General features: G+C 57.7%; 27 protein-coding genes. 11 read left to right on the forward strand and 16 right to left on the reverse strand.

The features are described 5' to 3' along the window. The 13 genes from BLV81_RS08575 to BLV81_RS08635 form a co-directional block, all read right to left on the reverse strand. A partial coding sequence (locus tag BLV81_RS08575) for a DUF6531 domain-containing protein (protein ID WP_176992802.1) occupies nucleotides 1-416 on the reverse strand: 416 nt, incomplete at its 3' end. A 2-nt stretch (nucleotides 417-418) separates the two neighbouring features. Beyond that, the gene (locus BLV81_RS08580) at nucleotides 419-1,810 is read right to left on the reverse strand and encodes a DUF192 domain-containing protein (RefSeq protein ID WP_176992803.1); all 1,392 of its coding nucleotides are present in this window, start codon (nucleotides 1,808-1,810) and stop codon (nucleotides 419-421) included. Further along, nucleotides 1,807-2,739 carry a type II secretion system F family protein gene (locus tag BLV81_RS08585; RefSeq protein WP_092354429.1) on the reverse strand — a complete coding sequence of 311 codons (933 nt, stop codon included), beginning with the start codon at nucleotides 2,737-2,739 and terminating at the stop codon, nucleotides 1,807-1,809. Before BLV81_RS08585 ends, BLV81_RS08580 begins: the two co-directional genes overlap by 4 nt. A gap of 19 nt (nucleotides 2,740-2,758) precedes the next feature. After that, nucleotides 2,759-3,619: a type II secretion system F family protein gene (locus tag BLV81_RS08590; RefSeq protein ID WP_092354430.1), complete on the reverse strand. Its 861-nt coding sequence runs from the start codon at nucleotides 3,617-3,619 to the stop codon at nucleotides 2,759-2,761. 12 nt (nucleotides 3,620-3,631) lie between these two features. Continuing rightward, nucleotides 3,632-5,485: an ATPase, T2SS/T4P/T4SS family gene (locus BLV81_RS08595; protein WP_092354432.1), complete on the reverse strand. Its 1,854-nt coding sequence runs from the start codon at nucleotides 5,483-5,485 to the stop codon at nucleotides 3,632-3,634. Between the two features lie 21 nt (nucleotides 5,486-5,506). Then, nucleotides 5,507-7,699 carry a pilus assembly protein N-terminal domain-containing protein gene (locus tag BLV81_RS08600; protein ID WP_255365064.1) on the reverse strand — a complete coding sequence of 731 codons (2,193 nt, stop codon included), beginning with the start codon at nucleotides 7,697-7,699 and terminating at the stop codon, nucleotides 5,507-5,509. Nucleotides 7,700-7,846: 147 nt separating this feature from the next. Then, on the reverse strand, nucleotides 7,847-8,854 hold the full coding sequence (gene cpaB / locus BLV81_RS08605; RefSeq protein WP_092354436.1) for a Flp pilus assembly protein CpaB: 1,008 nt from the start codon (nucleotides 8,852-8,854) through the stop codon (nucleotides 7,847-7,849). 19 nt (nucleotides 8,855-8,873) lie between these two features. Further along, complete coding sequence (locus BLV81_RS08610; RefSeq protein WP_092354438.1) at nucleotides 8,874-9,080, reverse strand: hypothetical protein; 207 nt, start codon at nucleotides 9,078-9,080, stop codon at nucleotides 8,874-8,876. Continuing rightward, nucleotides 9,077-9,868: a hypothetical protein gene (locus BLV81_RS08615; RefSeq protein ID WP_092354440.1), complete on the reverse strand. Its 792-nt coding sequence runs from the start codon at nucleotides 9,866-9,868 to the stop codon at nucleotides 9,077-9,079. The genes BLV81_RS08610 and BLV81_RS08615 overlap by 4 nt, the downstream gene beginning before the upstream one ends. After that, a complete protein-coding gene (locus BLV81_RS08620) occupies nucleotides 9,865-10,698 on the reverse strand; it encodes a hypothetical protein (protein ID WP_255365065.1) in 834 nt (277 codons plus the stop codon). Before BLV81_RS08620 ends, BLV81_RS08615 begins: the two co-directional genes overlap by 4 nt. Then, entirely contained in the window at nucleotides 10,695-11,612 is a 918-nt protein-coding gene (locus tag BLV81_RS08625; RefSeq protein ID WP_092354442.1) for a hypothetical protein, read from the reverse strand. The genes BLV81_RS08620 and BLV81_RS08625 overlap by 4 nt, the downstream gene beginning before the upstream one ends. Then, nucleotides 11,609-13,048 (reverse strand): pilus assembly protein TadG-related protein, encoded by a 1,440-nt coding sequence (locus BLV81_RS08630; protein ID WP_092354444.1) that lies wholly within the window; start codon nucleotides 13,046-13,048, stop codon nucleotides 11,609-11,611. Before BLV81_RS08630 ends, BLV81_RS08625 begins: the two co-directional genes overlap by 4 nt. A 34-nt stretch (nucleotides 13,049-13,082) precedes the next feature. After that, complete coding sequence (locus BLV81_RS08635; protein WP_092354446.1) at nucleotides 13,083-13,343, reverse strand: lipase chaperone; 261 nt, start codon at nucleotides 13,341-13,343, stop codon at nucleotides 13,083-13,085. Nucleotides 13,344-13,770: 427 nt separating this feature from the next. On the opposite strand from BLV81_RS08635, the gene BLV81_RS08640 reads away from it, so the two are divergent. The 4 genes from BLV81_RS08640 (at nucleotide 13,771) to BLV81_RS08655 (ending at nucleotide 15,959) form a co-directional block, all read left to right on the forward strand. Next, the gene (locus BLV81_RS08640; RefSeq protein ID WP_092354448.1) at nucleotides 13,771-13,983 is read left to right on the forward strand and encodes a DUF3460 family protein; all 213 of its coding nucleotides are present in this window, start codon (nucleotides 13,771-13,773) and stop codon (nucleotides 13,981-13,983) included. A gap of 182 nt (nucleotides 13,984-14,165) precedes the next feature. Then, nucleotides 14,166-14,588, forward strand: coding sequence for a peptidase associated/transthyretin-like domain-containing protein (locus tag BLV81_RS08645; RefSeq protein WP_092354450.1), 423 nt, complete (start codon nucleotides 14,166-14,168; stop codon nucleotides 14,586-14,588). Nucleotides 14,589-14,900: 312 nt separating this feature from the next. After that, the gene (locus BLV81_RS08650) at nucleotides 14,901-15,158 is read left to right on the forward strand and encodes a BTH_I0359 family protein (RefSeq protein WP_014008142.1); all 258 of its coding nucleotides are present in this window, start codon (nucleotides 14,901-14,903) and stop codon (nucleotides 15,156-15,158) included. 120 nt (nucleotides 15,159-15,278) lie between these two features. Further along, nucleotides 15,279-15,959 (forward strand): tRNA (guanine(46)-N(7))-methyltransferase TrmB, encoded by a 681-nt coding sequence (locus tag BLV81_RS08655; protein ID WP_092354453.1) that lies wholly within the window; start codon nucleotides 15,279-15,281, stop codon nucleotides 15,957-15,959. A 41-nt stretch (nucleotides 15,960-16,000) separates the two neighbouring features. Here BLV81_RS08655 and BLV81_RS08660 read toward each other — a convergent pair whose 3' ends face one another. After that, nucleotides 16,001-17,902, reverse strand: a complete 1,902-nt coding sequence (locus tag BLV81_RS08660) for a potassium transporter Kup (RefSeq protein ID WP_092354455.1) — start codon at nucleotides 17,900-17,902, stop codon at nucleotides 16,001-16,003. A 240-nt stretch (nucleotides 17,903-18,142) separates the two neighbouring features. Next, complete coding sequence (gene rsmI / locus BLV81_RS08665; protein WP_092354456.1) at nucleotides 18,143-19,057, reverse strand: 16S rRNA (cytidine(1402)-2'-O)-methyltransferase; 915 nt, start codon at nucleotides 19,055-19,057, stop codon at nucleotides 18,143-18,145. 13 nt (nucleotides 19,058-19,070) lie between these two features. On the opposite strand from rsmI, the gene BLV81_RS08670 reads away from it, so the two are divergent. From BLV81_RS08670 to BLV81_RS08700, 7 genes are all read left to right on the forward strand, one after another. Beyond that, nucleotides 19,071-20,231, forward strand: a complete 1,161-nt coding sequence (locus BLV81_RS08670; protein ID WP_092354458.1) for a penicillin-binding protein activator — start codon at nucleotides 19,071-19,073, stop codon at nucleotides 20,229-20,231. A gap of 62 nt (nucleotides 20,232-20,293) precedes the next feature. Further along, the gene (locus BLV81_RS08675; protein ID WP_092355009.1) at nucleotides 20,294-20,617 is read left to right on the forward strand and encodes a YraN family protein; all 324 of its coding nucleotides are present in this window, start codon (nucleotides 20,294-20,296) and stop codon (nucleotides 20,615-20,617) included. Between the two features lie 156 nt (nucleotides 20,618-20,773). Beyond that, on the forward strand, nucleotides 20,774-21,370 hold the full coding sequence (locus BLV81_RS08680) for a phosphoheptose isomerase (RefSeq protein WP_092355012.1): 597 nt from the start codon (nucleotides 20,774-20,776) through the stop codon (nucleotides 21,368-21,370). Then, entirely contained in the window at nucleotides 21,363-22,025 is a 663-nt protein-coding gene (locus BLV81_RS08685) for a BON domain-containing protein (protein WP_176992804.1), read from the forward strand. The genes BLV81_RS08680 and BLV81_RS08685 overlap by 8 nt, the downstream gene beginning before the upstream one ends. A gap of 118 nt (nucleotides 22,026-22,143) precedes the next feature. After that, nucleotides 22,144-22,734 carry a LemA family protein gene (locus BLV81_RS08690; RefSeq protein WP_092355015.1) on the forward strand — a complete coding sequence of 197 codons (591 nt, stop codon included), beginning with the start codon at nucleotides 22,144-22,146 and terminating at the stop codon, nucleotides 22,732-22,734. Nucleotides 22,735-22,776: 42 nt separating this feature from the next. Next, nucleotides 22,777-24,738 carry a M48 family metallopeptidase gene (locus BLV81_RS08695; RefSeq protein ID WP_092354462.1) on the forward strand — a complete coding sequence of 654 codons (1,962 nt, stop codon included), beginning with the start codon at nucleotides 22,777-22,779 and terminating at the stop codon, nucleotides 24,736-24,738. Nucleotides 24,739-24,824: 86 nt separating this feature from the next. After that, on the forward strand, nucleotides 24,825-25,355 hold the full coding sequence (locus tag BLV81_RS08700) for a TlpA disulfide reductase family protein (RefSeq protein ID WP_092354464.1): 531 nt from the start codon (nucleotides 24,825-24,827) through the stop codon (nucleotides 25,353-25,355). A gap of 46 nt (nucleotides 25,356-25,401) precedes the next feature. Here BLV81_RS08700 and BLV81_RS08705 read toward each other — a convergent pair whose 3' ends face one another. Then, nucleotides 25,402-25,914 (reverse strand): winged helix DNA-binding protein, encoded by a 513-nt coding sequence (locus BLV81_RS08705; protein ID WP_092354466.1) that lies wholly within the window; start codon nucleotides 25,912-25,914, stop codon nucleotides 25,402-25,404. Between the last annotated feature and the right edge of the window lie 94 nt (nucleotides 25,915-26,008).

Genomic DNA, 26,008 nt, shown 5'->3' on the forward strand with positions numbered 1-26,008 from the left:
TGGCTCGGATCGCGATCGAAGATGATACGGGTGCCGTCGGCCTGCACGATCTGGATGTTGCTGCCGGTGGCATACAGGTCGGTTTCATAGCTGAGCTTCCAGCCCCGGCCCAACGCGCCGTTGGGCACATTGGGCATGCTGTACTGGCTGTTGTAGTGACGGATGATCTCCAGCCCCAGCACACCGGGCAAGGCCGGCAAATCAACTTCTTGCTGGTACTTGTTGCCGTTGATGATGTTGATCGGGTTGCCGGCGCCCTGGTTGGTGCTGCTGTCGTTACCCAGGCTGGCGGCCTGCGTGCCGCTGTTGCAGGTCTGCCCGCCCGGACTCGGACCGCAGGCTTGCACCGGAGCCGTGCCGGAAAACAGCGCGGCCAGCAAGGCCGGGATAGCAAATAGTTTAGGCAGTAGACGCATGATTACGCTCCGTTACAGACTGGGCAGTTAGGACCCGTACAGGTTCCGCCCGGATCAACCGGTTTAGGCGGTACCGTGCAGCCGACGCTCCCGCAGGCAGGAGGGTCGGTGGTGACGACAGGCGGGTCTCCCGGATTGGTCGGAGTGCCGCCGTTGCCCATGCCTGGCGCCGATACAGGGTTATCAGGCTCGATGGCGTCGGATTGCATCTGCATGGTGACATCGGTCACCACTGGTATGCGGCCGTTGTTGACCAGCTGTGTGTAAACCGGATCCGTTTTGGTATCTAGCCATTTCAGGTATTTGGTGTAAATCAAGCCCATCAACGGCACCTTGGGTATATAGCCTTGCGTGATGCGCACCTTGATCACGTTGGCGTCCTGCAGGCTTTGCCCGGAGCTGCTTCCTATCTTGCTGGAATCCTTAAACGCCAGATTGCGGTTGGGAATCACGCGCTTGCCGTTGCCTACCGTTTGAGTGAGGGTGTCGTCCTTCCAGTCGTCGAAGCTTTCCTTGGTAGGATTGAGAAGCTCGATCCATGCGCCGCCTTGGGTCAGGGATTTGTTGCAGCTAGCCTGGTCATCAGCGGTAAACGTCGCTCCGGCCAAGGCTTCCGCGGCAGCCAGGTCGGCCGGATTTTTGGTGGACTCGCAGATGGCCAGCGCCTTGGACCTGGCCAGTTCCTGCGTGGTCAATCCGCCGCCATAGAGCGGGATCAAGGCATTCGCATAGGCTTTTCCCACAGAATTCAGACTGGCGTTGGCCATGCTGCCCGCACGGGCTGCCATGAAGCTGGCCTGATTCATTTGGTTCTTGGCAAAAAACAGCATGCCGTATTGCAGCACGGCCAATCCTAACAAGCTGATGATCGGCCCCACCACGGCAAACTCGATCATCGACGCTCCGCGCTGCAAGCGCATGGATGGTTTTTCAGCTGCCTTCCGATACGGTGCAACCGACGCTTGCAGGTCGGCTGTCTTGCTCAGTTTCCGGACCTCGAAATACGGATGGCGCAAGCGGTCGCCCTGGCCGATGGCAAGCTTGCCGGCCGCCCCGGCGGGCAGTTCCAAGGTATGGACCGCGCGTGCCAGACGTCGCCCTTGCGCATCTGTCCCCGTACTGCGGCTAGCGCGCCATGGCTTGAGATTGGGCACACATTTGGTGACTATGCCGTTTGCATCGAGGTAAACCACATCAATTGCGTAGCGCATGAACGCGGTATGAACGCTTGGACAGCGCGTGATCAGCATGCCAGGCATTTTTTCCATGCCCCCCTGCAGCGGACGGCTCATCATCAAGCCGACGAAACGCTGCAGGAAATTATCGGCCAGCATGAGCTCGAGTTCATGCTGGCCGCTGCTGGTTTGTATGGTTGCGGTTTGGAAGTTTTTCATAGACCTGAATGTATGAACTTCATCACGATCGGAAAGAACAGCACAATGAAAGTGCATGGAAAAATAAATACGATGAGCGGAAACAACATCTTTACCGGCGCTTCCATGGCCAATTTTTCCGCCCGCAAAAAACGTTCGGTGCGCCGCTGATCCGCCTGCGCACGCAGTACCGGCCCCAGGTTCATGCCCATGCTCTCCGCTTGAATCACGGCAGTCGTAAAATTGGTGACGCTGGTTTCGTTCAGGCGATCGGCCATGTCGCGTAACGACATGGCGCGGCCTTTACCTGCGCGGATATCGCGCAGGACGCGCTGGAACTCTTCTCGCAAGACGCCTTTCGGCCCCTTTGCCACTGCCTGGTTCATCGCACCTTGCATGTTCAGGCCGGCCTCGACGCACAGCGTAATGATGTCCAGATAAAACGGCAGCGTCTTGAGCAGCTCGCGACGCCTGGCGCCCAGCAGGTCGCTCAGCCAGATCGCCGGGTAAGCCCAGCCGCATAAAGCGCCGCAGGCAGCTACCTGCAAATAGAGGCTGCTGCGAAAGCCTGTGCCATCCGCCGACACATGATCGAAAGAGCCTAGCCCCCACCAAAATGCGATCGCCGTCAGCGCCGCTGCAAATATGCGGCTCGCCATGAATTGCGTCGGGCTGATAGTGAAATCCAGCCCGGCCTTGCGCAGACGCGTCAGCAATGCCGCATGCGTCTTGCCGGAGATAAGCGGGTTGATGTAATAACTGATTGCCTGAATCGGCCACCAGACCAGACGAAAGCCCAGCGGCGGCGGATCCTTGTATTCACGATCCTCTTCCGGGACTGCAGCTAGCGCGCGACTGATCAGCCACGCCACCAGCGCTACCGAGAGGCCGATCGCCAATGCAAACAGCATGCTGATCAAGCCAAAATTCTTACTCACTGCTTCATTCATGTCGATACCCTCTTGCCGATCAGACGTCGATCGCAATAATCTTGCGAATCACAAACACGCCCATGAACTCAAAAAAGGCAATCACGCCCAGCGTGGCCCATCCGGTGCGACTGTGCCACAGCAGGCTCATGGCTTCCGGTTCCATCTTGTTAAGAATCGCCATCAGCACCATCGGCAACAATCCGACCACCCAGGCTTGCAGTTTTCCCTGTGCGGTAAGGGCGCCGATCTTGCCTTCCATTTGCAAACGGCTGCGAATGGTGTTTGCCGTACGTTCCAAGGTCTCGGCCAGGCCGCCGCCGGTTTCATTGGCGATACGCATTGCCGACACGACCAGCGTCGTGGTTTGGGTTGGCATGCGGCGCGCCAGGTTGCTCAGGCTCTGTTCCAAAGTGACGCCCAGCCGCTGCTCGCGAATCATGAGTGAAAACTCTTGCCCCAGCGGCGCTTGGGCTTCGGTGACCAGCTGTTGGATCGCAGAAGTCAGGCCGACACCGGCACGCATGCCGCCGGACAGCATCATCAAGGCGTCAGGCAGTTGTTCTTCGAATTTGCGCAGGCGACGCTTGCGCATCCATGCATACAAGGTGCGCGGCAACAATGCCAGTGCGAAGAACACGGGGAGCGCGATGACGGCGGTGCCTGTGATGATCCATACCAGCAAGCCGCCAAGCGCCATGACGGCGAGATTGGCCACGAACAGTTTGGTCGGATCGATGAACAGGAAAAATTCCTGCGCCTGGAACTTGGTGCGTTCGGTGAAATTGGCGCGGTAGCGATTCATCGTCACCGTTCCCATGTCGATGATGAACCAGCCCAGCAGTCCCGCCGACAGGGCCACTACGACGGTAATGATGGTGAGCATGTTGCTGTTATTCATGGCTACGCCCCGTCAATTGGCTGTATGCATGGAATTGTGCTCGACATGAGCACCCTGCATTTCATCGAACGGTTTGAAGATGGCCATGTCAAGATCGCTGCCGGTAGCACGCAATTCCTCATAGAAGGTCGGCACCATGTCGCAGCCGCTGAAGTAGCCGGTTACCTTGTTGTGTGGCCCGCTATAACCTTTATTGACGAATTTGAACAGCTCCTGAATCTGGATTTTTCCGCTTTCCATGCCAGTCAGTTCGGTAATGCTGGTGACCATCCGCGTGCCGCAGCCAAAACGGGTCTGCTGCACGACGATGTCGACCGCCGATGAAATCTGTTCGCGAATCGCCACCAGCGGCAAATCCATGCCGGCCATCAGGACCATGGTTTCCAGGCGCGCCAGGCCGTCGCGCGGCGTGTTGGCATGAAGCGTCGTCAACGATCCTTCATGGCCGGTGTTCATCGCCTGCAACATATCCATCGCTTCCGCGCCGCGGCACTCGCCGACCACGATCCGGTCCGGACGCATCCGCAAGGTGTTCTTGACCAGTTCGCGGATCAGCACTGCGCCCTTGCCTTCGACGTTGGCAGGACGCGATTCGAGGCTGATCAAGTGTTCATGGTGCAATTTGAGCTCGGCCGCGTCCTCCACCGTGATGACGCGTTCGCCGGCGGGAATAAAGTTGGACAGGATATTGAGCAGCGTGGTTTTCCCGGAACCGGTGCCGCCGGAGACGATGATATTCTTGCGCGACAGAACGCAGATTTCCAGAAAGCTGGCCATCGCCGGACTAAGAGCGCCAAATTGCACCAGGTCTTGTGCGCCCAGTTTGCGTTTGGAGAATTTACGAATCGTCAGGCAGGCGCCTTTGAGCGCCAGCGGAGGAATAATCGCATTGACCCGCGAGCCGTCTTTCAAGCGTGCATCGACCATCGGCGACGATTCATCGATGCGCCGTCCCAAGGGTGCGACGATACGTTCAATCACCCCCATCACTGCACGGTCTCCGGTGAAGGTAAGCGGATGCTTTTGCAGGCGGCCCGCGCGTTCGACATAGATTTCATCGAATCGGTTGACCATAATTTCGGTGACGCTATCGTCGGCCAGCAATTCTTCCAGCGGCCCCAGGCCGATTGCTTCATCGAGCACTTGCTTGCACAACAGCTCGCGATCCAGCTCGGCAGGAATGTCCGAATCCACTTCGCGCAGGATCTGGCGTATCAGCGCACTGGTTTCTTTGCGCAGATGCTCATCCGTCATGCTGTGCACGTCGTGGCGCCGCAAATCCATCGTTTCCAGCAACTTGGTATGGATGCGCTTGCGCCATTCGAATTCAAGTTCCTTGCGTTTCGGATCCGGCGCAATCACCAACGCGAAACCGGCGCTCGCCGATGCTTGCGGCGGATTTTGGTCGGTGCCGCCAAAGACTTCCGCCTCGGCTTGTTCTTGCAGGATCTGACGCTGGACGCGCTCGGCAGTCAGCCGCGACGCCTTCAATTCATCGGTCGCCATCTGGTTACGGATAGCCGCCGTGTCGGAACGCGATTTCGGGTGGGCCGCCTGCACCATGCCGGAATTTACCCCAAGCTCCGTTACGCGCAGCTTGAAAGGACCGATGGCTATGACTTCACTCTCCTTCAATGGCCCGTACTGGCCGTCGATACGCGCACCGTTGACGCTGACGCCGCCGAACGATCCCATGTCTTCCAGCAGGACACCCGAAGGGGTCTTGAACAGTCGTGCGTGTTCTTTTGAGACACGCCAGCTATCCAGGCGAACCTCATTCTGCGAGCCTTTGCCGATCACGCATTCATCAGGCGCCTGCACCAATTTCTTATTGCCGTCGGAGTCGAGTATTTCTATCTGGAGCATGGTTTCACCTTACTGTTATCTCTACTGCGCCGCGATCGGCAACAGCCATTGCGTGGCGACCCAGCCGCGCTTGCCGTCGATCTGCACCGGCGACCAGTAGCCATTGGGAGCCTGCGGCAATCCTTCGACGATACTGCCGCTTGCCAATTGTTGAATCACCGGCGCATTGACATCGGCGCTGGCCCTCAGCGCCAGCTGGTTCAAGGTGACGCGGTAACGCCTGGCTTCAGTCGCATCATTGTTCCTGGCGTTGGCCGTGAGCGTGGTGGCGTTGGCTGGTTTCAGATTGGGATTGCCGGAACCGATGATGCTGCCTTGCTGGTCAGGCCGGGCAATCGTGCTGGCGGAATAAGGGTGAATGGTCGGCTGCAGCTTCGACGGTTCCACCGATGCACTGGCGACCCAGCCGCTAACGGCGCCGATGACGACATTGCGCCACTGAGGGAAATCGGCCGGTTGCGGATCGAGGCTGCCCATCTGCACGATGGAGCCGCGCCCCAGCTGCAGCAATGCCTTGCTTTGCTGGTTCGGCTCGGCATGCACGATCAGGCCGTCTGTCTTGACTTGGAGCGAGCTGCCGCCGGCTTGCAACGGGTTTTGCCCCGCTGGCACCAATGCCGCGCTGGCAGCAGCTCTGATGCTGGCTGCTTGAACCGGGACGATGGGCGCCGGTTCTGCCGGCGTCATCGCCGGCGCGCCGGATTCATCGCTGCCGGCTTCTGCGGCCGGACGATGCACCGGGGCGGACGAAGATTGGTTGGTGCGCGCCGGGTCGACTCCCGGCTGCAGCGGATCCGTCAGATACGGTTTCTTGCCGAAATTGTCTTCCAGGCGCTGGCTCGCACGCTGGACCCGGTCGACCAGTCCGGCCGAGCGGCTGTCGAGCACGGTAGGGGTAACGAAGACCACCAGTTCGGTCTCATCGTTCTGGAAACGCTTGGAACGGAACAGGGCTCCAAGAATAGGGATATCGCCGAGGAAAGGAACCTTGTCGATATTGTCGCTGGTCTTGCGTGAAAGCAGACCCGACAGCACCAGCGTCTCGCCGTTTCTGACATTGAATTCGGTATTGGTTTTACGTGTGCTGATGGCAGGGCCGGCAGTCGTCACGACGGAACCGTCGATGGCGCTGACTTCGCTTTCAATCTTGGCGCGAATCACGCCGTTACGGTCCACGCGCGGCTCGATGTCGAGCTTGATGCCGTACGGCTTGAACATGACGGTCAGGCCGTTGATGGAGGAGACCGAATACGGATACTCGCCGCCGACCAGGAAGCTGGCTTTGGAGCCGTTACGCGCCGACAATTGCGGCTCCGACAGAACCGTGGCCTTGCCGTTTTGCGCCAACAGATTCAATTGGGCATTGAGACCCAGATTGACCGCACTCAGCACATTAAGCGCAGACGGCAACACCACGCCGGTACCGGAATTGCCGCCTGGAGCCGTAATCGGCACCGGGTTATCCTGGCCTGTTTGTACGTTGATCTGATAGGGGCCGTCCTTCCCGCGCCGCGCCGGGCTCCAGATTCCGCCGATGATCGCGCCGCCGGTGGAGGTCCATTTCAAGCCGAGCTCACGCAGCTCGCTTTTCGGAAACTCGACTACTTTCACATCCATCAGTACCATTTGCTCCCAACCCAATTGGTTGGTGAAGTTGACGATCTGCGGATAGCGCTTGGCCAGGTCGTCGATTTTCTTGATGTCGACATCGGTCAGGTCGTCGCCTTCGACAATCACCTTGTCACCGATAATCGAAGCCTTGGTGTTGGGGATGGTTGTCAAGAAGGCCGCGATCTCGCGCGCAAAGCGGCTGGTGTCGCCCGGCACGATATTGATCTTGACACGCTGGTAGCGGCCATCTTCATTCCAGATGAACAGCGACGAGGTGCCGGCCGCATTGGCAAACAGGATCACCTCCCGGTTGTCGAGCGCTGCCGCGCTCATGATCTGGCCGTTGCCGACGGCGATGCGGGCGACGCCCGGCGCCGGAAATACGCGCGACTCGCCGACAAACATTTCGATCTCAGGGATCTGCGCCTGGTCGTCCTGCTTCTTGATCGGATTATAGGGTTGGTTCAGAGCGACGGCTGAGCGTTTGAGATTGGAGCGATAGGTATCTGCGTAGCCGTTTTTGGCCGGCAGGTTCACGCCTTTATCGCCGCCGCTTTCAGCGTTGGCAATGTTTGACGGGGCGCTCTGCGCGTTGGCTGTCATATCGCCCCCGGCAAAAGCAAACGCTAGAAAAAGCATCAGCGGCTTGACGGGGAAAAAGCGGAATTGGCTGTTGTTATTTATCATTGGAGATTAACTCGTTACTCAGTTCAAATTGCATTCAATCGGCTGTTATGCTGCGTGCTTGGCTTAACGCTGGCCATTGCCGGCGTTGTTGATCGCCGCCACCGGAGATTGCGCGGGATTTGGAATAGCTGCTTGACCTGCCATGGCCTGCTGGCCAGGCCGGGTTGCGGCTGCAGCGGCGGGACGTGACATGCCGTCTGGCTGCCCGGCAGGATTAGCCGCCGGAGTCTGATATTTGCTGAGCAACAGGGCTTCTTCCGGGATTTTGCTGTTGCCGCCACCGTAAATTACCGGCACCTGATTGTCCGACGGTTCGCGCGTGTTGCCGCCAGTGAGTCCGAGCAGCGAAGCGACATCGGCATTGCTGTTGCCGATCGGCTGCTTGTCTTGCGGATTGCGCAGCAGCGCGGTGAGTTTCCCCGCTTCACGCGCGACGATGATGTTTTGCGCCTGCTCGGGCGAGGTCTCGAGAGTGACGGTTGAATATTCACGCCGCTCGCCGCTCTTCGGATCGTCGACCGAGCGTTGGCCGGTAGCCATCACCGGAATGCTTTGCAACAGCGGGAAAGTAATCTTCTTCCCCTTCTTGTCGATCGTCGCCATCAAGTCCACCATGTCGCCTGGCTCAAGCATGCCCGAGATCGAATTGATTTCATCCACCGCTACTGTCAATGCCCGGTGGCCGGGCGCAACCCGCGCCGAAAAAGTAGGAACTCTTTTGGTCTCCATCAGACCCCATATGATCATCTCGCCGGCATTGACGGGATAAGCCAGAACCTGGCCTTCGACGCGATCAAACGCATCCGGTAAAATGGCTTGCGAGTGCGAATACTGCAGCGGCACCGAGCGCACCGCGACATTTTCAGAAGACAGTCTTTCACCCTTCTTCAACTCACGTTTGGCCACCACGACGTCGACGGTCTCGCCTTTGCTGCGCGCTTCGATCGCCTCCATCTGGTGAGACAGGAAACTGCGGGCGGCAAGGGCCGCCAACAGACCGATGCTGAGAGCCACGCCGAGAATGATCCAGGTTTTGCCAGGTTTGAATTTTTTAGGTAGGGAAAGCTTCATAAAGTCGGGTCAGGTCAAATTAGATCGGAAGTGAAAGGGAATAACTGTATTTGTGATAGGCCACTTTGAAGGCATCAATCAGCTGCCAAAGCACGCTGTTCGAATCGATCATGCCGACTCCCAATGCGAAGGCAAGCGCGGCGCAGACGATGGCATATTCAAGCGATGCCTGGCCCGCTTGCCGGTTCAGGCGAGCGCTACCGGGGTAGATCTGTGGGTTGATCATTTATAGTTCTCCATCTGCGTAACAATGCTGAGCACGATCGATGTGCTGCCGTTGCCGTCGCGTGCAATCGTGGCGACAGCTTCCTTTCCCTTTCCCTTGAACAGCAAGGTCCTGCCTTGCGCCGGCCGGGCGCGATTGTGGTTCAGCGTCCTGTCATCGGGCGTCACCTCGCGCTCCAGTGCCTGGCCGTCTTTTTCCATGATGTCTTTGAGCGCATTCGCGTTCAATGTTTCGCTGTGACCGTTGACGATCACCAGTTGCGTATTCAGCTTGCCGCCGTCCTGGGACGATATCTGGCTGATGATTTTCGACCCGGATGGCAAGCGATTAAGCCATCGCCCGTTGCTGTCCTGCGTTTTTTCCCGGCTCTGTAACATGGCTTTCACATCGGTTACCGCCGCCAGGCCTTTGCTGCCCTGCCCGGCCGCTTCAATTTGCACCGTCAGGTAGTAACGTCCTTCGGCCCGCCCCAGAATCTGCTTGTTGCCGAGTGTATTTTCCACCAGCGGCTTGCCCAGGCTCTGGCGAAACCAATCGAGCAATTCAGCCGGCTTTTTCTGCGATACGAAGCCCTGTATCCGCATTGGCAGGCCGTTGGCCGTGAGCTGCTCGCCGATACCGAAAGCCGCTGCCGATTTCGGCAGCGCGATGCTGGGCCAGGTATTCTGTGCCGATGCGTAGCCCAAAAAAAACGTGCAGCCGACCCCGATCGCCGCCAGACAAGCGGATGCGCGGCGGTACACAGCCGAGACTGCCAGGCTCCGCCGGTAAAAAAATGCCTGGATCACTGGGATGCTCTCAGACGATCCGGCGGCACCACGTCTTGCCAAAAATCCAGCTTGCCCAGTTTGGGGCCTTTGGTAATGCCGCCAGGCAGTTCGATCACCATTACGACCGGGTCGACGACGACCGACAACGGCGCCAATGCCTTCCCCGGAAAAATTTCAACATTGCTCAGTTTGTCTTGCACGCTGCCCGGATCGCGTCCTGACCAGCCATCGATCAAGAGACTGGTGCTGCGGCTCATGCGCAGGTTGATCGTGTCAAACGGCTTGTAGAATTTCAGGTCGCCTGGCAAGTTGACCAGTGTCACCGAGACATTGGCGCTATAGATGCCACGATTCTGAAGCGAGAGAGGCCCCTTCAGCAAAAATGGCTGGCCATCGCTGGCCGAAGTAAATCCTCCGCTGTGATCGCTATTGTGGTCAGGACCGAAGCTGACATTGACGTCGCTGTCGAAATGCTTGATCAATGGCGCATCCTGCGGATCGCGCCAGAACAGGTTTTGATTGGCTTTGAAATCGCCGGCGACGTCATTGGTCTTAATGGCGGCGTCCGGGTTGCTGAAGAAGCGGCGCCTTACTTCGGCCGCCAGTTGCTCGGGCGGCTTCCAGCTGCTGACGGCGTCGTTGCGCGTCATCGCTTCAAAGGCGACGTAACGGCTGGCCATCTGCGTGCTGTGCGCAATGTCCTGATACTTGGCGATCATAGGCATCAACAGGAACAGCGGCAGCAGAGCCACCGAGATCACCAGGAATTCGGTCAGGGCCTGGCCTTCCGAACCCGAAAGGGCAGGCGCACGCAGAGCTGGTCTGGCTATGCGCGGCGCGAATTTCACGGCTTGCCTCCCTGCTCCGTGACCTGGAAGCCCGCGGCCAAATGCGGTGCGAACACGTTCTCACCGACGCGCACATCCTGCGCGGCCTGCTTGGCAGTCATGGAGATGCCTTTGGCGGAGCTGCGCTCCAGCACCAGTTTGGCGGCTGGCGTAAAGCTGCCGCCGCTGGCGACGCACATGGTGTCGCCGAGCAGTCTTTCGGGGTGGCATGAGATGCCCAGGATATTCTTCGACGGCCCGGATGCAGCGGGCATGGCTGCCTGCATTTGTGCGATGACGCTGGCGGGAATGGCCGGATTGCGCTTGAGCTGCGCGATCACATCGGCCGGATTTTTTCCCTGCGAGGGCCGGGCGTTGCGGTGCACATCCATCGCACATTGGCCGCGTGCGGTTTTGGCAACCAGGTCGATCTGGCACAAGCCGGCAGACGACTTCAGGGTAGCGGTGGTCCATAAGCCGCGCGACCTTGAGTGGGATTTGGCTGCCAGGGTCGGGCCATCGACTACGCTGCAGTCTTCCGGATTCATTATATAAGTCCAGGCGGCGCTGTACGTGATGGCAAAATTCCTGGTGGCGTAGAAATCTTCGCGGAAGCCGTTCACCTGGTCCGGCCATTCGGTCGGCAAGTTGACCGGCTGGTTTGCTGCGCGCTTGGTGGCGGCGCAGCTGGCGACATCGCGCTTAAGCTGCTCCAGGCGTACTGCATTATCTGGATCGCCTTGCAGGGTGCCCTGCAAGCGTACATAGTGAACCAGCACTTCCTTGCCGCCCTTGCCGCTTTCGTGCGGCATGGGCGCGTTCAGTATTTCGCGTTCCAGTCCGGTCTCGGCAAACACAGGAACAGACAGCAATGCCGCCGTAAATGCCGTTACGGCGCAAAGAAAGCGGGAGAGATGTGCGGCAGCTGATTTCATGGTGGTAGAACCGTTCCTTGGAGTGATTGGGCAACCGCCTTGATGTCATCCGGCACTTCAATCAGATGCACTTGCCAATAAGGGTTAAACAGACTCGCCAGCTCGGTTTTACCGTCGGCGCGAGGCACCGGCCGCGAAAAGAACACCTCTGACGCGGAGACGCTGGCGTAGTACCCCCCGGCGGGCGCGCCCTGGTAATTGTTCAGATGTGCCGATGGCTTGACCGCCGAACGGGCATCGGAAGTGGCGGTCTGGTCGGACTGGCGCCGGAGCCGGATGGCGAAACGCACCTTGGGATCCTGCTTGCTCTTGTCTGCGTTGTCCGGGGTGTAGGCAAGCGCCTTGTCGGACAGCTCGAAAAAGCTGGGCAGGCCGGTATAGTTCCAGTCGTTGCTGGAAGCCCGCGAAGCCGCTTGCGGATTTTCGCTGCCGCTGGTGACTGTGCCGCCACCCTCGGAGGAATTGCCGTCGTTTGCGCTTTGCTTGCCATATCCCAATGCATCCTCATTCGACCGACATTTCCGTCTCCATCCATGTGGACTATTCCGATAGATAGATACGGTATCGAGCGCACGCCATTCGTCGTAACCGATGAGCTCCGTGCCTCCTGCACGATTGACATAGTCGAAGTGTGGGAATGGATCGAAGCAGGTTGGTACCAGCGCATCGCTGCGCCAATGACGGGATGGAACAAAACTGTCCAGATTGGCTGACGCTTTCGTTACCTGGGCAAACCGCTCGCGCTGATCGCCGCTGTAACGCTGCATGATCGGCGAGCCGTCAAACGCGAAGAAGGTATCGAGCAAGGGTACCGTGTCAACCTGGACTTCGCCGTCATTCAGGTAGTTGGCGTTCGCCACCTGCTGCATCACGTCCTTCCGCGCTACCGGCAAGGTCGCCAGCATGGTGACCTGCGACGCCTGCAATACCGCTTTGGCGGCGTCCGACGCAAACACCATCGCTTCGGCGGCGGCCTGGACCGCTTCGCTGACGATTTCCACGGTGCCGATTTCGTTGGCGTAAAACAGGAAATAGCACACCGGGATGTACAAGGTCATGGCCTTGGCAACCGGCTCTGAATAATAAGTCTCGCATCCCAGCTGGGCTGTGCTCTCAGCGTGGGTCTTGGTGTACTGGGCCCAGGAGGAGAGGCTGACCATTTGTGCAATGGTCACCTCGTTGGCCACCATCGCCCGATTAGTGTAGGCGATGTAGTTCAGCGCGCGTGCGTGCATCACCCCGGCGCTGTAGGCAACGGCGTCGGAGGTATTGACGAGCTTGGTTTTCTCGCGAGAAAGCTGACCAGTGTTAAAAAGGAAGAAAAGCGCGGCCAAGCCAGCTACCAGGACAAAAATCCCGTAGATGAGCGCTTGACCCTGCTGAAATCGCCTCCCCTTGAACGCTGGCCAGCTTCGGCGGAAGCTGGCGCGTGGCATGGTGCTTGGTACGCTATAGAGTTCTGGCTAAGTCTTAGCGAGAATTATCGTTAGTGTATTTGTTCAAGCCCTTTTTCACGCCTTCGCCCGAAGCCGCGGTAGCCGCGGTTTGGGCCGCCGTAATTGCCGCACCGCCGGATTGACCGGCAACTTCGTTGGCAATACCTGCAGTCTGGTTACGGATGGTTTGACCGAAGAATTGATAAACAGCAATCGCGGCGACAGCGATCAGCGCAACGATGATGATGTACTCGGTCATGCCTTGACCGCGCTGTTTGTTTTTGAACATAAACATCTGTGTATTACTCCCCATTTTTACAATAAAAACAATAAGCGCAGGCCCATATCGGTCACACGCTTTTTTCAGCACCTTATAGGTGCATTCATTAAAAAATTCCCACAAAGAAATATGTTGCCCATTTAAAAATATTGCGTCAAGAAAATTTATTCTTTTTGTTAACATTAGTTGTTAATTGTTAACACAGATTTTTGACAGGTGGCGAGCGCCGGGGGGCCTATGCTGCAGCGCGTACGCCTCACCTGAATTAACGGCCGCTTCGACTTGTCGACCTGACTGGAGCGGACATCGTCTGCGGACCCATGCGACTTAGTCGATTCAATATCGACGTGCACTGCAAGACCGGTGATCTTGCAGTATTAAAAACTCAGAGGAAACTCGCAGCGCCGTCGGCAGTCCAAAAAGTATCCGGTCTGGAGGCCATATGTTTACCAAACGAAAAGACTACAGAGTCGGTCACGATGGCTACGTCTCGGAAATCACCCGGTTCCTGGACGAGTTTCTCGTAGAACATCCGGAGGTGGTCGACGAGCAAAGCCGCGGCTGGCACATATTCTGGGATCGTGACGTCGACCTGGGCGAATTGAAAAAGGCCGGAGAGGATAGCGTGCCGACCAAACCTTACTACTACAGCTGATTGGCTTGACGGCCCCGACCAGCAAGCCCGATTTAAGCTTATTTTAATTTGCGGCCGCTAAGATGTATTCCGTCGGCGCCCCAAATTTCTCCATGGCCGCGTCAACTTGCATTGTGCAATGTCGTATTTTCCCCATCCAGCCAATCTCCCATGACCGGAGAAGCATTTTTGGAGGAAGCACCATGAACAAGCGCTCTCTTTTTACCCTATCTGTATTGATGGCGGCAAACCTGGCATTTGCTGCCGATGCTACGCAAAGCCGGCTGCAGCCAAGCACCAGCGGCGTCGCCACCTATGTGTCCGGCGGCATCGGGGAAGACGAATCAACTGCCATACAGCAAGCAGCAAAAAACTACTCCTTGACGCTTGAATTTGTCATCAAGGCCACGCCCAAAGACGAATTTACTTCTGATATACAAGTGAAAGTGAGCGACGCCGGCCGCAATACCGTCTTGGATACAGTCTCTAAGGGTCCTTTCTTTCTGGCGCAACTACCGGCCGGGCGTTACCACCTTGAGGCAATCAAAAGCGGCCAAACCAAGGTTCGCGATGTGACCATCAAGCCGGGATCGCATCAACGCATCATGTTTGAATGGTCCGAGTAGCAGATCTGCAACAGCATCAACAAGATTTGGCAGCCACGATCCGGGAAGGCCGTGCCCATGGAATAGATCGGCTCCGAATCTCTGAATGGCGGTCAGGAAAAACGCATAGCCTTCATCGACATTTAGTTCGTGACAAATATCAACGCTGGCGTAGTATATAAATGAAAGAAATATTTAAATTCTTCACAAGAAAAATATGTCTCATTTGAAACATGTCTCTCGGAAAAGGAGTTGAAAAATAATATTTTCATTTGCTGGCTTGAAAACTGCTTACTCGATCATTACCTTCTGTCTTAATTACCGGGAGCGCATATGAACCTGATTTATAACAGTGACCAATACAGCGTCGTCGAATTTGGTGCCGATGAACAACGCGAAGCTTTACGTTTCGGCGGCTACGAAATCGTCGATAAATCATTCAAGCGTGAGATTTTCATTGCTGGTGCTCTGGCTGAATTTTTCCGTAAAGGGGTCGAGGATTTGATTGCGACCGAGCCGAGCATCGAAGATATCGATGCCTTTTTAGGCAATTATGACTCGATGATGAGTCAGCCGGTAACGTTACAGTAACCCCCTTTCCGATCCACCTCGTTTCAGTCAACCTGCTGTTGCCGACGCCGTCGACAGCCATCAGGAAGACTGGGACGGCTTAAGCATTGTTGCCGTAGCTTCGCTTGCGGCGCATCCCCCATGTACGCCAATTCCAGCCCTATCCACAGTGCCCAAAGCGGCGTTCATGACCAGCTTGCAGCGACCGTCGCCAAACACGCGGCGCACACTTTTCAAAAACCGGTCAGCGCTTACAACCAGCGCGCTTTTGACGACAGCATCGCCGCCTGGCGCGCCGCCGGCAGCCTGCCTTTGATTTTGGATGCAGGTTGCGGCGTCGGCTTGTCGACCATGCATCTGGCGGCGCAGTATCCTGATCATTTCGTGATCGGGGTCGATCAGTCTGCCGACCGGGTCGGCCGCAATACCCTGTGGCCGGGCGCGGCGCCGCTGCCGGACAATTTCCTGAGGATTCGCGCCGATCTGGTGGATTATTGGCGGCTGCTGCTGGCTGCCCGGATTTTCCCGGCACGGCACTATTTGCTGTATCCGAACCCCTGGCCGAAGATTGGCCAGCTGAGCCGCCGCTGGCACGGCCATCCGGTGTTTCCGGATATCGTCGCCCTCGGGGGAGTTCTGGAATGCCGCAGCAACTGGCAGATTTATGTAGAGGAATGCGCCAGCGCCTTGAGCCAGCTCAGCGGCAAGGCGCTTGGCTGCGAAGCGTACCGGCCGACGCTGCCAATCACGCCGTTTGAGAGTAAGTACCTGGCCTCCGGCCATCATTTGTGGCGTTGCCAGGTACACCTCGGTGCTCCATGAACCCCGCAGGCAGGAACCGCTTGCGGGGTAAGCCAGGCAACTCAGATTTCGACTTTGGTGCCCAGTTCAACCACCCGATTCACCGGGATATGGAAAAAATCCGAGGGCTTGGCGGCATTCTGGTACATCCAGGCGAAGAGTTTCTCGCGCCATAGTTGCATCCCAGGAATCTTGCTCGGTATCACCGTGTCGCGCGCCAGGAAGAACGACGTATCCATCACGTCAAACTCAAGGCCGAACTGTGCGTTCGTCAATGCCATCACGGCCTGCACATCGGGGGCTTCCTTGAAACCGAAAGCCGCCCGCAAGACATACACGTCATGACCCAACTCCTTCAAGGTTAAACGCTTGCTGTCTGCGACGAAGGGCACGTCCCAGATACTGATCTTCAGGAAGAACACGCGCTTGTGCAAAATGCGGTTGTGCTTCAAGTTGTGCAACAACGCTACCGGTACTGTCGTCTTGTTGCCAGTCATGAACACCGCCGTGCCATCCACCCGGTGCGGCGGATGGGCCAGTAAGCCTTCGACGAAAGGTTCCAGCGGAATGCCTTCGTCCTTGCTGCGTTCACGCAGCAGCATGCGGCCGGAGTACCAGGTCATCAACAGGAAGAAAGCAAAGCCGCCGAGCAGCAACGGGAACCAGCCGCCGTCGACGATCTTCAGCAGATTGGCGGCGAAGAAGGCGAAATCGACAATGAAGAAGGCGCTGATGACCAACGCCACCAGGAAAGGATTCCACTTCCAGATAGTGCGCATGACAACCCCTGCCAGCACCGTTGTAATTAACATGGTAGTGGTGACTGCAACGCCGTAGGCAGCGGCCAGATTGTCGGATTTCTTGAAGGCCAGCACCACCGCCACCACCAGCAGCAGCAGCATCCAGTTGATCACAGGCACGTAGATCTGACCCCGTTCATCTTCGGAAGTATGCAGAATCCGCATGCGCGGTACGAAGCCCAGCAAGATGGCCTGGCTGGTCAATGAGAACGCGCCCGAGATCACCGCTTGCGATGCGATCACCGTGGCGGCGGTCGCCAGGAACACCATCGGCAGCAGCAAGGCGTCCGGCACCATCAGGTAAAACGGATTCTGGATCGCACTCGGATTGACCAGCAAATTCGCGCCTTGGCCGAAATAATTCAACATCAGGCAGGGCATGACGGTAAACAACCAGGCGAAGCGGATAGGGCGGATGCCAAAATGTCCCATGTCAGCATATAGTGCCTCGGCGCCGGTCAGCACCAGCACTACCGATCCGAGCACGACGAAAGCCTGCAGAGCATGCTGCTGCATGAAAGCGACAGCATAGTAAGGATTAATCGCCACCAGAATTTCCGGCGCTTTGATGACGTTGTAAACACCTAGCACGCCCAGCGACAAGAACCAGACGAACATCACCGGGCCGAATAATTTCCCCACTACCGTGGTGCCGTGTTTCTGGATCAGGAACAAGGCAATCAGGATCACCAGCGACAACGGCAACACATATCGCGACAGTCCCGGCGTGGCGATTTCCAGTCCCTCAACCGCCGACAACACCGAAATTGCCGGGGTAATCACGACGTCGCCATAAAACATGCAAGCCCCGAATACGCCCAGCATCATCAATAGCTTGGCGCGGCCCGAACCGGTTTTTGCGGTGCGCAGCGACAAAGCCATCAAGGCCAGTACCCCGCCTTCGCCGTTATTATCGGCCCGCATCACAAACAATACGTACTTCAGCGAGACCACGATCGTGATCGCCCAGAACAGCATCGAGATAATTCCCAGCACCGCTGTCGGCGTAAACGGAACGCCGTGTTCCGCGCTAAAGCACTCTTTCAGCGCATACAGCGGGCTGGTGCCGATATCGCCGAACACGATGCCCAATGCAGCCAGCGTAATGATGTGTAGACGGGATGACCTGAATCCGGGGCTGTTGCTGGTTTGCGTATTACTCATGTTCTCTCTCTTATTGGTAAGGGCAAGTCTGGCATGCATGGCCCACTTACTTCAATTTGATAACTGCCTGAATCGTTTGCCGCGTTGCGCAAGGAGGCGGATTTTACTATTGAACCTCGGCCCGGAACCAATTTGGCATATTACTGCCGTTGCTAAAATACATCGCTGTACGCCGCATTTTGTGCCTATTCATGCAATCAGGGCAGCGTTTATTGATGACGAAAGATTATCGCAGCTATCTTATTCAGTGCCCGCAGTGCCTCTTAGTGCCAACGCCCGTTCATACAGGGCGTTTTTCTTTTGCCCGGTAATTTGCGCCGCCAGGGCTGAAGCTTGCTTGATCGACAATTCTGCCAACAGTATCTGCAACACCCGCTCTCCTTCGGCGCTGTCGTCGAGCGCCACCGGCGCGGCTTCAATCAGCAGCACGAACTCACCCTTCTGCCGATTGCCGTCGGCCGCCAGCCAGGCCGGCGCCTCGCCCAAGGGGCAACGGTGAACGCTCTCGAACAATTTGGTCAACTCGCGCGCCAGCACGATTTGACGGCTGGCGCCGAAGGCCTGCAACAAGGCATCAACGGTTTCTACGATCCGATGCGGCGCCTCATACAATACCAAAGTCGCAGTAGCGCCCGCCAGGCCGGCCAGCACGATCTCGCGTTGCCTTGCCTTGCTCGGCAAGAATCCGACGAACTGAAACTGATCGCTCACCAGGCCGCTGACCGACAACGCGGTAATCGCCGCCGACGGCCCGGGCAACGGCAACGCTCGCAAACCGGCGCGCAGCACGGCGTCGACAATCCGCGCCCCGGGGTCCGACACTGCCGGCGTGCCAGCATCGGACACCAGCGCGATGCGCTCGCCAGCCTGCAAGCGAGCGACGATCTTGTCCGCCGCTTCCCGTTCGTTATGCTCGTGCGCCGCCAGCAGGGGCTTGGATAAACCATAGCGATGCAGCAAATGGGCGGTATTCCGGGTGTCTTCGCATGCCACGGCGTCGACCATGGACAATACATGCAGGGCCCGCAGGCTGATATCGCAGACATTTCCGATCGGTGTGGCCAGCACATATAATGTGGACGCGGGATACGCTTGCTGCGCCACCTCATCCAGAATCGCTGGGTTGATGAGGGTGCTGGCAGATTGATGAGTCATGGGGGAGTTATGAATGTTATATAAATGGGCCAGACGGGCCAAGCTGGCGCTGCTGGCGAGTATCCTGTTGAACGGATTGTGCCCGCCTGCGCTGGCAAACACAACCACAGCCGGATCGGCCAGCCTGGATGGCGGCGCCGATACGATCCCGCTGGCCAGCATCGCCCTGTTGCTGCCGTTGCGCTCCGGTCCGTTGGGCGCAGCCGCCGACGCTGTGCGCGGCGGCTTTTTAAACGCTTACGAACGCGACAAGAACGGCCTGGCCGTCACCGTGATCGAAGCCGCCGATACGCCTGACGATATGCTGGCCGCCTATCTCGCTGCCAGCAAGAAGTACGATATCCTGGTCGGCCCGCTGTCGCGCACTGGTCTTACCGCCATCATCCAGAACGGCAAAGTGGACAAACCGACGATTGCCCTGACCCAGCCGGATTTTGCCGCCAGCAAGGAAATGGCTCTGCCGGCGCAACTGCTGCCCATCGGCTTGTCGATTGAGGCCGAAGCGCGGCAAGTCGGCAGCTGGGTCAGCGCCGACTACGCACCCGGCACGGTATTCGTACTGAGCACCAATGCCGCCTGGCAAAAGCGCGTCGCCAACGCCTTCATACAGCAAGTGCAAGGCAGCGGACTGCACACCAGTCTGATGACGTTAAACCTGGAAGACGGCGCCTTCAACGCCGGCGCACTGACACAATTGCAGCAACGCATACAAAGTGAAAAGCCGCGTTTGCTGTTTGCCGCGCTGAATGCCGACCAGACCAAGCAGGTCCGCAGCGCAATTGGCGAGGAAACGCCGATCTTCGGCATTTCCCAACTGAATCCGTTGATCTCGAACGACAATAATCCGGAACATCAAATCCCTGAACTGAACGGCGTGCGGCTGCTGGATATTCCCTGGCAGGTAGAACCCGACCACCCGGCCGTCATGGCGTATCCGCACCAGCCGGTGGCCGCCGACCAGCGCCCCAACGCCGATCTGGAGCGCCTGTATGCGCTGGGCATCGATGCTTTCCGCATCGCTCGCGAAATCGCCGCGCGCAACACCGTATTCCAGATCGACGGCGTGACCGGGCAGCTGAATATCCGTTTTGGCGTAGGCAAGCCGAGCTTTGAACGCATGGAGCCGGCCGCGTCCTACCAAAATGGCATCGTGATGCCGCTCGGCGCTCCCTGACTCTGCCTGGCGCCGTGTCGAAATTCCTGAAAGTGCAATCACCGCGCCAGGCCAGCGGCCAAATGGCGGAAGACCGCGCGCTGGCTTATTTGCAGCAACGCGGACTGAAGCTGATCGCAAGGAATTTCCATTGCAAAGGCGGCGAAATCGATTTGATCCTGGCCGAGCCGGCTTCGAATTTGCTGGTTTTTGTCGAGGTCAGGCAGCGCAGCAGCCGACGCTACGGCGGCGCTGCGGCTAGCGTAACGCACGGCAAACAAGCCAAACTCATCATTGCCGCCCAGGTCTTCCTGCAGCGCTATGCCGATCTGCCGGCCTGTCGTTTCGACGTGATTGCCATCGAAGACGATGCCATCGAATGGATCAAGCAAGCTTTCGAGGCCTGATGATCTACCGCCGGCAACGGCAACGCCGCTATAATCCGCTCACCATAGTCACAGCACGCATTGCTGCACATATATTATTCAGAAAACAATTCTGCCCATCCAACCTGTATCGCTCAACAGGTTGAAATGCAAAATCTCACACTCCATACCGACATCATGATAAATCAACGCATCCTGGCGCACTTCAATGAAAGTGCCGAACTCAAGGCCCGCGCAGCAGAGGTTCTGGCGGGGCCGATTGCCAGCGCAGTTGAACTTATGTTCTCTGCGCTGTCCAATGGCAACAAGATTCTTGCTTGCGGCAACGGCGGTTCTGCTGCCGACTGCCAGCATTTTGCGGCTGAACTGGTGGGACGCTTTGAACGCGAGCGCCTGCCCTTGCCGGCATTGGCGCTGACTACCGATACCTCGATTATCACGGCGATCGGCAACGACTACAGTTACAACGAAATCTTTTCCAAACAAGTGCAAGCGTTTGGACAGGCCGGCGATGTACTGTTGGCGTTCTCGACTTCGGGCAATTCAGCCAACGTGCTGGCCGCCATCGATGTCGCACTGGAGCGCGACATGCGCATCGTCGCCATGACCGGCAAAGGTGGCGGCGCTATCGGCAAGAAACTGACTGAAGCAGATGTGCATATCTGTGTGCCGCATGACCGTACCGCGCGCATCCAGGAAGTTCATCTGCTAACGATTCACTGCTTATGCGACGGCATCGATGTCGCTTTATTTGGAGGAGATGCGAATGATTGATCGGCAAAACCGGTGGCAAGCAGTTTGGAGCAACTGGCAACGTCCCTTGGCTGCAATCGCCTTGTGCGGCGCGGTGGCGATGAGTTTGCAGGGTTGCGTGGCACTGGCCTTGGGCGGCGCTGTCGCCGGCGGCTTTGCCGCGACGGATCGCCGTACCCTGGGTGCGCAGACCGAGGACAAGGCCATCATGATCAAGGCCGAAACGCGGATTCCTGGCGTCGTCGGCCAAGATGGCCATGTCAACATCACCAGCTACAATCGTAAGGTGCTGCTGACTGGCGAAGTCCGTGACGATGCGGCCAAGGCCGCGGCGGAGCGCGAAGCGCAAGCCATCGAAAACGTGCATTCGGTAGCCAATGAACTGGCGATCGGCGCGCCGTCGAGTTTCTCGGCGCGCTCCAATGATACTTTCATCACCAGCAAGGTCATCGCTTCCCTGGTGGATGCCAAGGATGTGTTCGGCAACTCGTTCAAGGTGGTGACCGAACGCGGCAATGTCTACCTGATGGGACGCGTCACTGAACGGGAAGGCAAGCGTGCCGGTGAAATCGCTGCTGGCGTCAGCGGTGTGCAGAAAGTAGTCAAGGTATTTGAATACATCACCGAAGACGAATTGACGCAGATGTCGTCGGCGCCGAGGGAAAGCGCCAAGTAAAGCGATTGCCTTGCGACGCCGGAGCGAGTCGGCCTGTGGCCCGGCTTGCTTTTCCGCTTCTTGTCATATATTGTTGCCGCTGGACAAATTGTCCGGCGGCTTTTTTTTGGGGAAAACAATGATCGGTTTCATCATCTTTCTGGCAATTGTACTTGTCATCGTATTTTGGATGGTCGGCATCTATAATGGCCTGGTGAGTTTCCGTAACCGCTTCAAGAATGCGTTTGCCCAGATCGACGTCCAGCTGAAACGCCGCTACGACCTGATTCCGAATCTGGTGGAAACCGCCAAGGGTTACATGAAGCATGAGCGCGAAACGCTGGAAGCGGTGATCTCGGCGCGCAACCAGGCGGTCAGCGCCAACGCCAAGGTCGGCGGCAACGCTACCGACGCCGCGGCCGTGCAGCAGATGGCCGCCAGCGAAGGCGCACTCAGCGCCAGCCTGGGAAAACTGTTCGCCTTGTCGGAAGCCTATCCCGATCTGAAGGCCAATCAAAACATGATGCAACTCACCGAAGAGTTGACCGGCACGGAAAATAAAATCGGTTTTTCACGCCAGGCCTATAACGACAGCGTGATGGAGTACAACACCGCTATCGAGCAATTCCCCGGTTCGATATTCGCCAACATGTTTGCTTTCAAGCCGGCGGAATTGCTGCAGGCGACCGAAGCCCCGGAAGAGCGCAAAGCAGTCAAGGTCGCATTCTGATCCGGCTCGAACCCAGCTCGCAAACCGGCCTGAACTGCAAGCATGACTTTCTTTGAACAGCAGCACCAGGCGCGCCAGGAGACCAGGAAACTGATATTCCTGTTCGCGCTCGCGGTGATCGCAATCGTGATGGCCGTCAATCTGGCGATGGCATTGGTATGGACGTTCAAGTTCGGCAGCCATCACGGCATCCTGCGCCAATATCCCAAGGGTTTCTTCGCAATCAATACCCTGATCACGCTCATGCTGATTGGCGGCGGCACCCTGATCCAGACCTTCAACCTGCGCGATGGCGGCGATGCCGTGGCCCTGATGGCCGGCGGCCGCATAGTCTCGCCATCCAGCGGCGATTTGCAAGAGCGGCGGCTGTTGAACGTGGTGGAAGAAATGGCGCTGGCTTCCGGCATTGCCTGCCCCAAGGTCTACCTGCTGGAACAGGAAGATGCGATCAATGCCTTTGCCGCCGGCTACAACCAGAATGAAGCGGTGGTCGCCGTCACGCGCGGCACCTTGAACCGGCTCACGCGCGACGAGTTGCAGGGTGTGGTCGGCCACGAGTTCAGCCATATCCTGAACGGCGACATGCGCATGAATATCCATCTGATCGGTGTTTTGTTCGGGATCCAGATGATTGCCGGCCTCGGCCAGCAACTGATGAATGGCGGCCGCTACTGGAGCACGCGCGATGACAAGGGACCGCCATGGCAGCTGGTGCTGTTCGTGGCTGGCGGCGCGCTGTTCCTGGTCGGCTATATCGGCATCTTCTTTGGCCGCGTGATCAAGTCCGCGGTGTCGCGCCAGCGCGAATTCCTGGCAGACGCCAGCGCGGTCCAGTTCACCCGCAATCCTGAAGGGATAGGCGGCGCCTTGCGTAAGATCGGCGGTCTTACCGACGGCAAGAAAATCGGCTCGCAAATCAATCATCCCAATGCGGAACAACTCTCGCATCTGTTCCTCGGCAGCGCCCGCCCCAATTTGCTGAACGGCTGGTTTGCCACGCATCCACCGCTGACGGAGCGCTTGAAACGTATCTACGGCCGCAGCATGTCGCCGCTCGAAGCGCCCGAGTTGGCGCCGCCTATGGCCGCCAGCGTCGAGCGCATGGCCGATCTGCCATTCGTCGCCGCCGGTCTGGCCGGCGCCGCGGCTGCGCCAACATCGACGCCGATAGCCGGCGGATTATTGACGCCGTCGCTTGAGTTCGGCAATAGCAGCCGATCGCCGCTGTCGCCGCAACTTGACGGCGCCGTGCGCGATCCTGTCGCAGCTTGCGCCGTGGTCTATGCACTGCTATTGGGTGACGGCGCGGAGCGCGCTGCGCAACTCGCCCTGCTCAAGAAAGAAGCGCCGCAACAAGCCGCCTTGACCACCTTCCTGGCCGAATCGATCACGCAGTTGCCGCTGAGCGCCAGGCTGCCTTTGATCGATCTGGCGGCGCCGGCGCTGCGTCAACTGACGCAGCCTGAGCGCGACAAGATGCTGGCGCTGGCAGACCAGCTGATCGCCGCCGATAATCGCATCACGCTGGCCGAATTTGTGTTGCAGACCATATTGAACCGCCGCCTGGCGCCGCGCGCCGGACGTCTGGTGCCGATCAAATTCAATCGCCTGTCCGAACTGAACAGCGACATCGCCGTGTTGCTCTCACTGGTGGCGCATGTGGCAGTACCAGCCAGCCACAGCGACGCAAGCGCTGCGCGCCTGAGCGCTTTCCTGCGCGGCGCCCAGCTTTGTCCTGAGCTCAAGCTCGCCGCCCAAGACTATTGCGATGGCGCCGGCCTCAGCTTTCCGCGGGTAAGGCTGGCGCTGGATCACGCCAACCAGGTGGCGCCGCTGGCCAAACCGCAACTGGTCAAAGCCTTGCTTGCGGTTGTCGACGATGGCACTGCATTGCCGATTGCCAGCGCCGATATTTTGCGCGCGATTTGCGCCGGCATCGAGGCGCCGATTCCGCCGGCAGTCGCCGCCACCTATCACGCTTATCCCTGGCAATTCGATAATTAATGAACAATAATTCTGTCGCTTTCGGCAGGCCCGCGATCAGATCGTTATAATGAGCATTCTCGGGTTTTCCCGTATTGGATGCTGTCATGCAAGCTCAAGTTGAAAATACCGCCGGCAAACGGCTTTGGATCAAGGCTGCGGCGGCAGTAGCGGTGGTAGTGCTGGCCCTGGCCGGCTATATGTCGATATCCAACACGCATGCCGCGCCCGATGTCTCGTTTACCAATCTCAAGGGTGAACAGGTATCGCTGAAGAGCTTGCGCGGCAAAGTGGTGATGGTGAACTTCTGGGCCACCAGCTGCACCACCTGTGTCGCCGAGATGCCGCAAATGGTGCAAACCTACAATATGTACAAGGACAAGGGCCTCGACTATGTCGCCGTGGCAATGAGCTACGATCCGCCTAACTACGTGTTGAATTTTGTGCAAACCCGCAGCCTGCCATTCCAGGTGACGCTGGATACGCAAAGCAAGCTGGCCAATTCCTTCGGCGACGTCAAACTGACACCGACTACCTTTGTCATCGACAAGCAAGGCAATATCATCAAGCGCTATGTGGGCGCACCCAAGTTTGAAGAGTTGCACGCCTTGCTCGACAAGGCACTGGCAGCAGCATAAAAAAAAGGCGCATCGAGCGCCTTTTTTATGCCTGCCGAAATCAAATCTATCTCGAGGTGGCAGCACGCGAAGCCGTATCGTACAGGCCTGAGGCGGTGCGCAACAGCTTTGCCGCATCGCCCAAGGCCTGGTTCGACAAGCCGGTATCAGACAGTACGGTGATCAGGCACTCTTCGCGCATTTCACGATATTTGAGGCACAGCGCGTAACCGCTCTCGGTGGCGGAGAAATACGCCTCCTTGCCCACTTTTGCGCTGTGTATGTAGCCGGCTTTCACCAGCTTCTTCAATGCGTAACTGGCAATATGCGTATCCTCGATATTCAACACGAAGCAGATGTCGGCCAGGCTCTTTTTGCGTTCACGGTGACAAACATGATGCAATAAAGAAACCTCAACCGGCGTCATATCCTTGACGCCGGCAGCCGACATGCAACGCGCCATCCAGCGATTAAACGCATTACCGGCAATGATCAATGCGTATTCCAGCTCAGACAGTTCGACACTGCTTTCCGAAGCCAGATGGGCAGAAGACAAGATTTTAGGGGCGGTAACGTTCATACATTTCCTACAAAACGCGAAGAAAAATTAATCATACAACTAGTTTCGCTGAAAACCAGGGTGAATTTACGCCTGCGTTTCTGCAACAACATAA

It is taken from the genome of Collimonas sp. OK242, assembly GCF_900107095.1.
In the GTDB taxonomy this organism is placed as follows: domain Bacteria; phylum Pseudomonadota; class Gammaproteobacteria; order Burkholderiales; family Burkholderiaceae_D; genus Collimonas.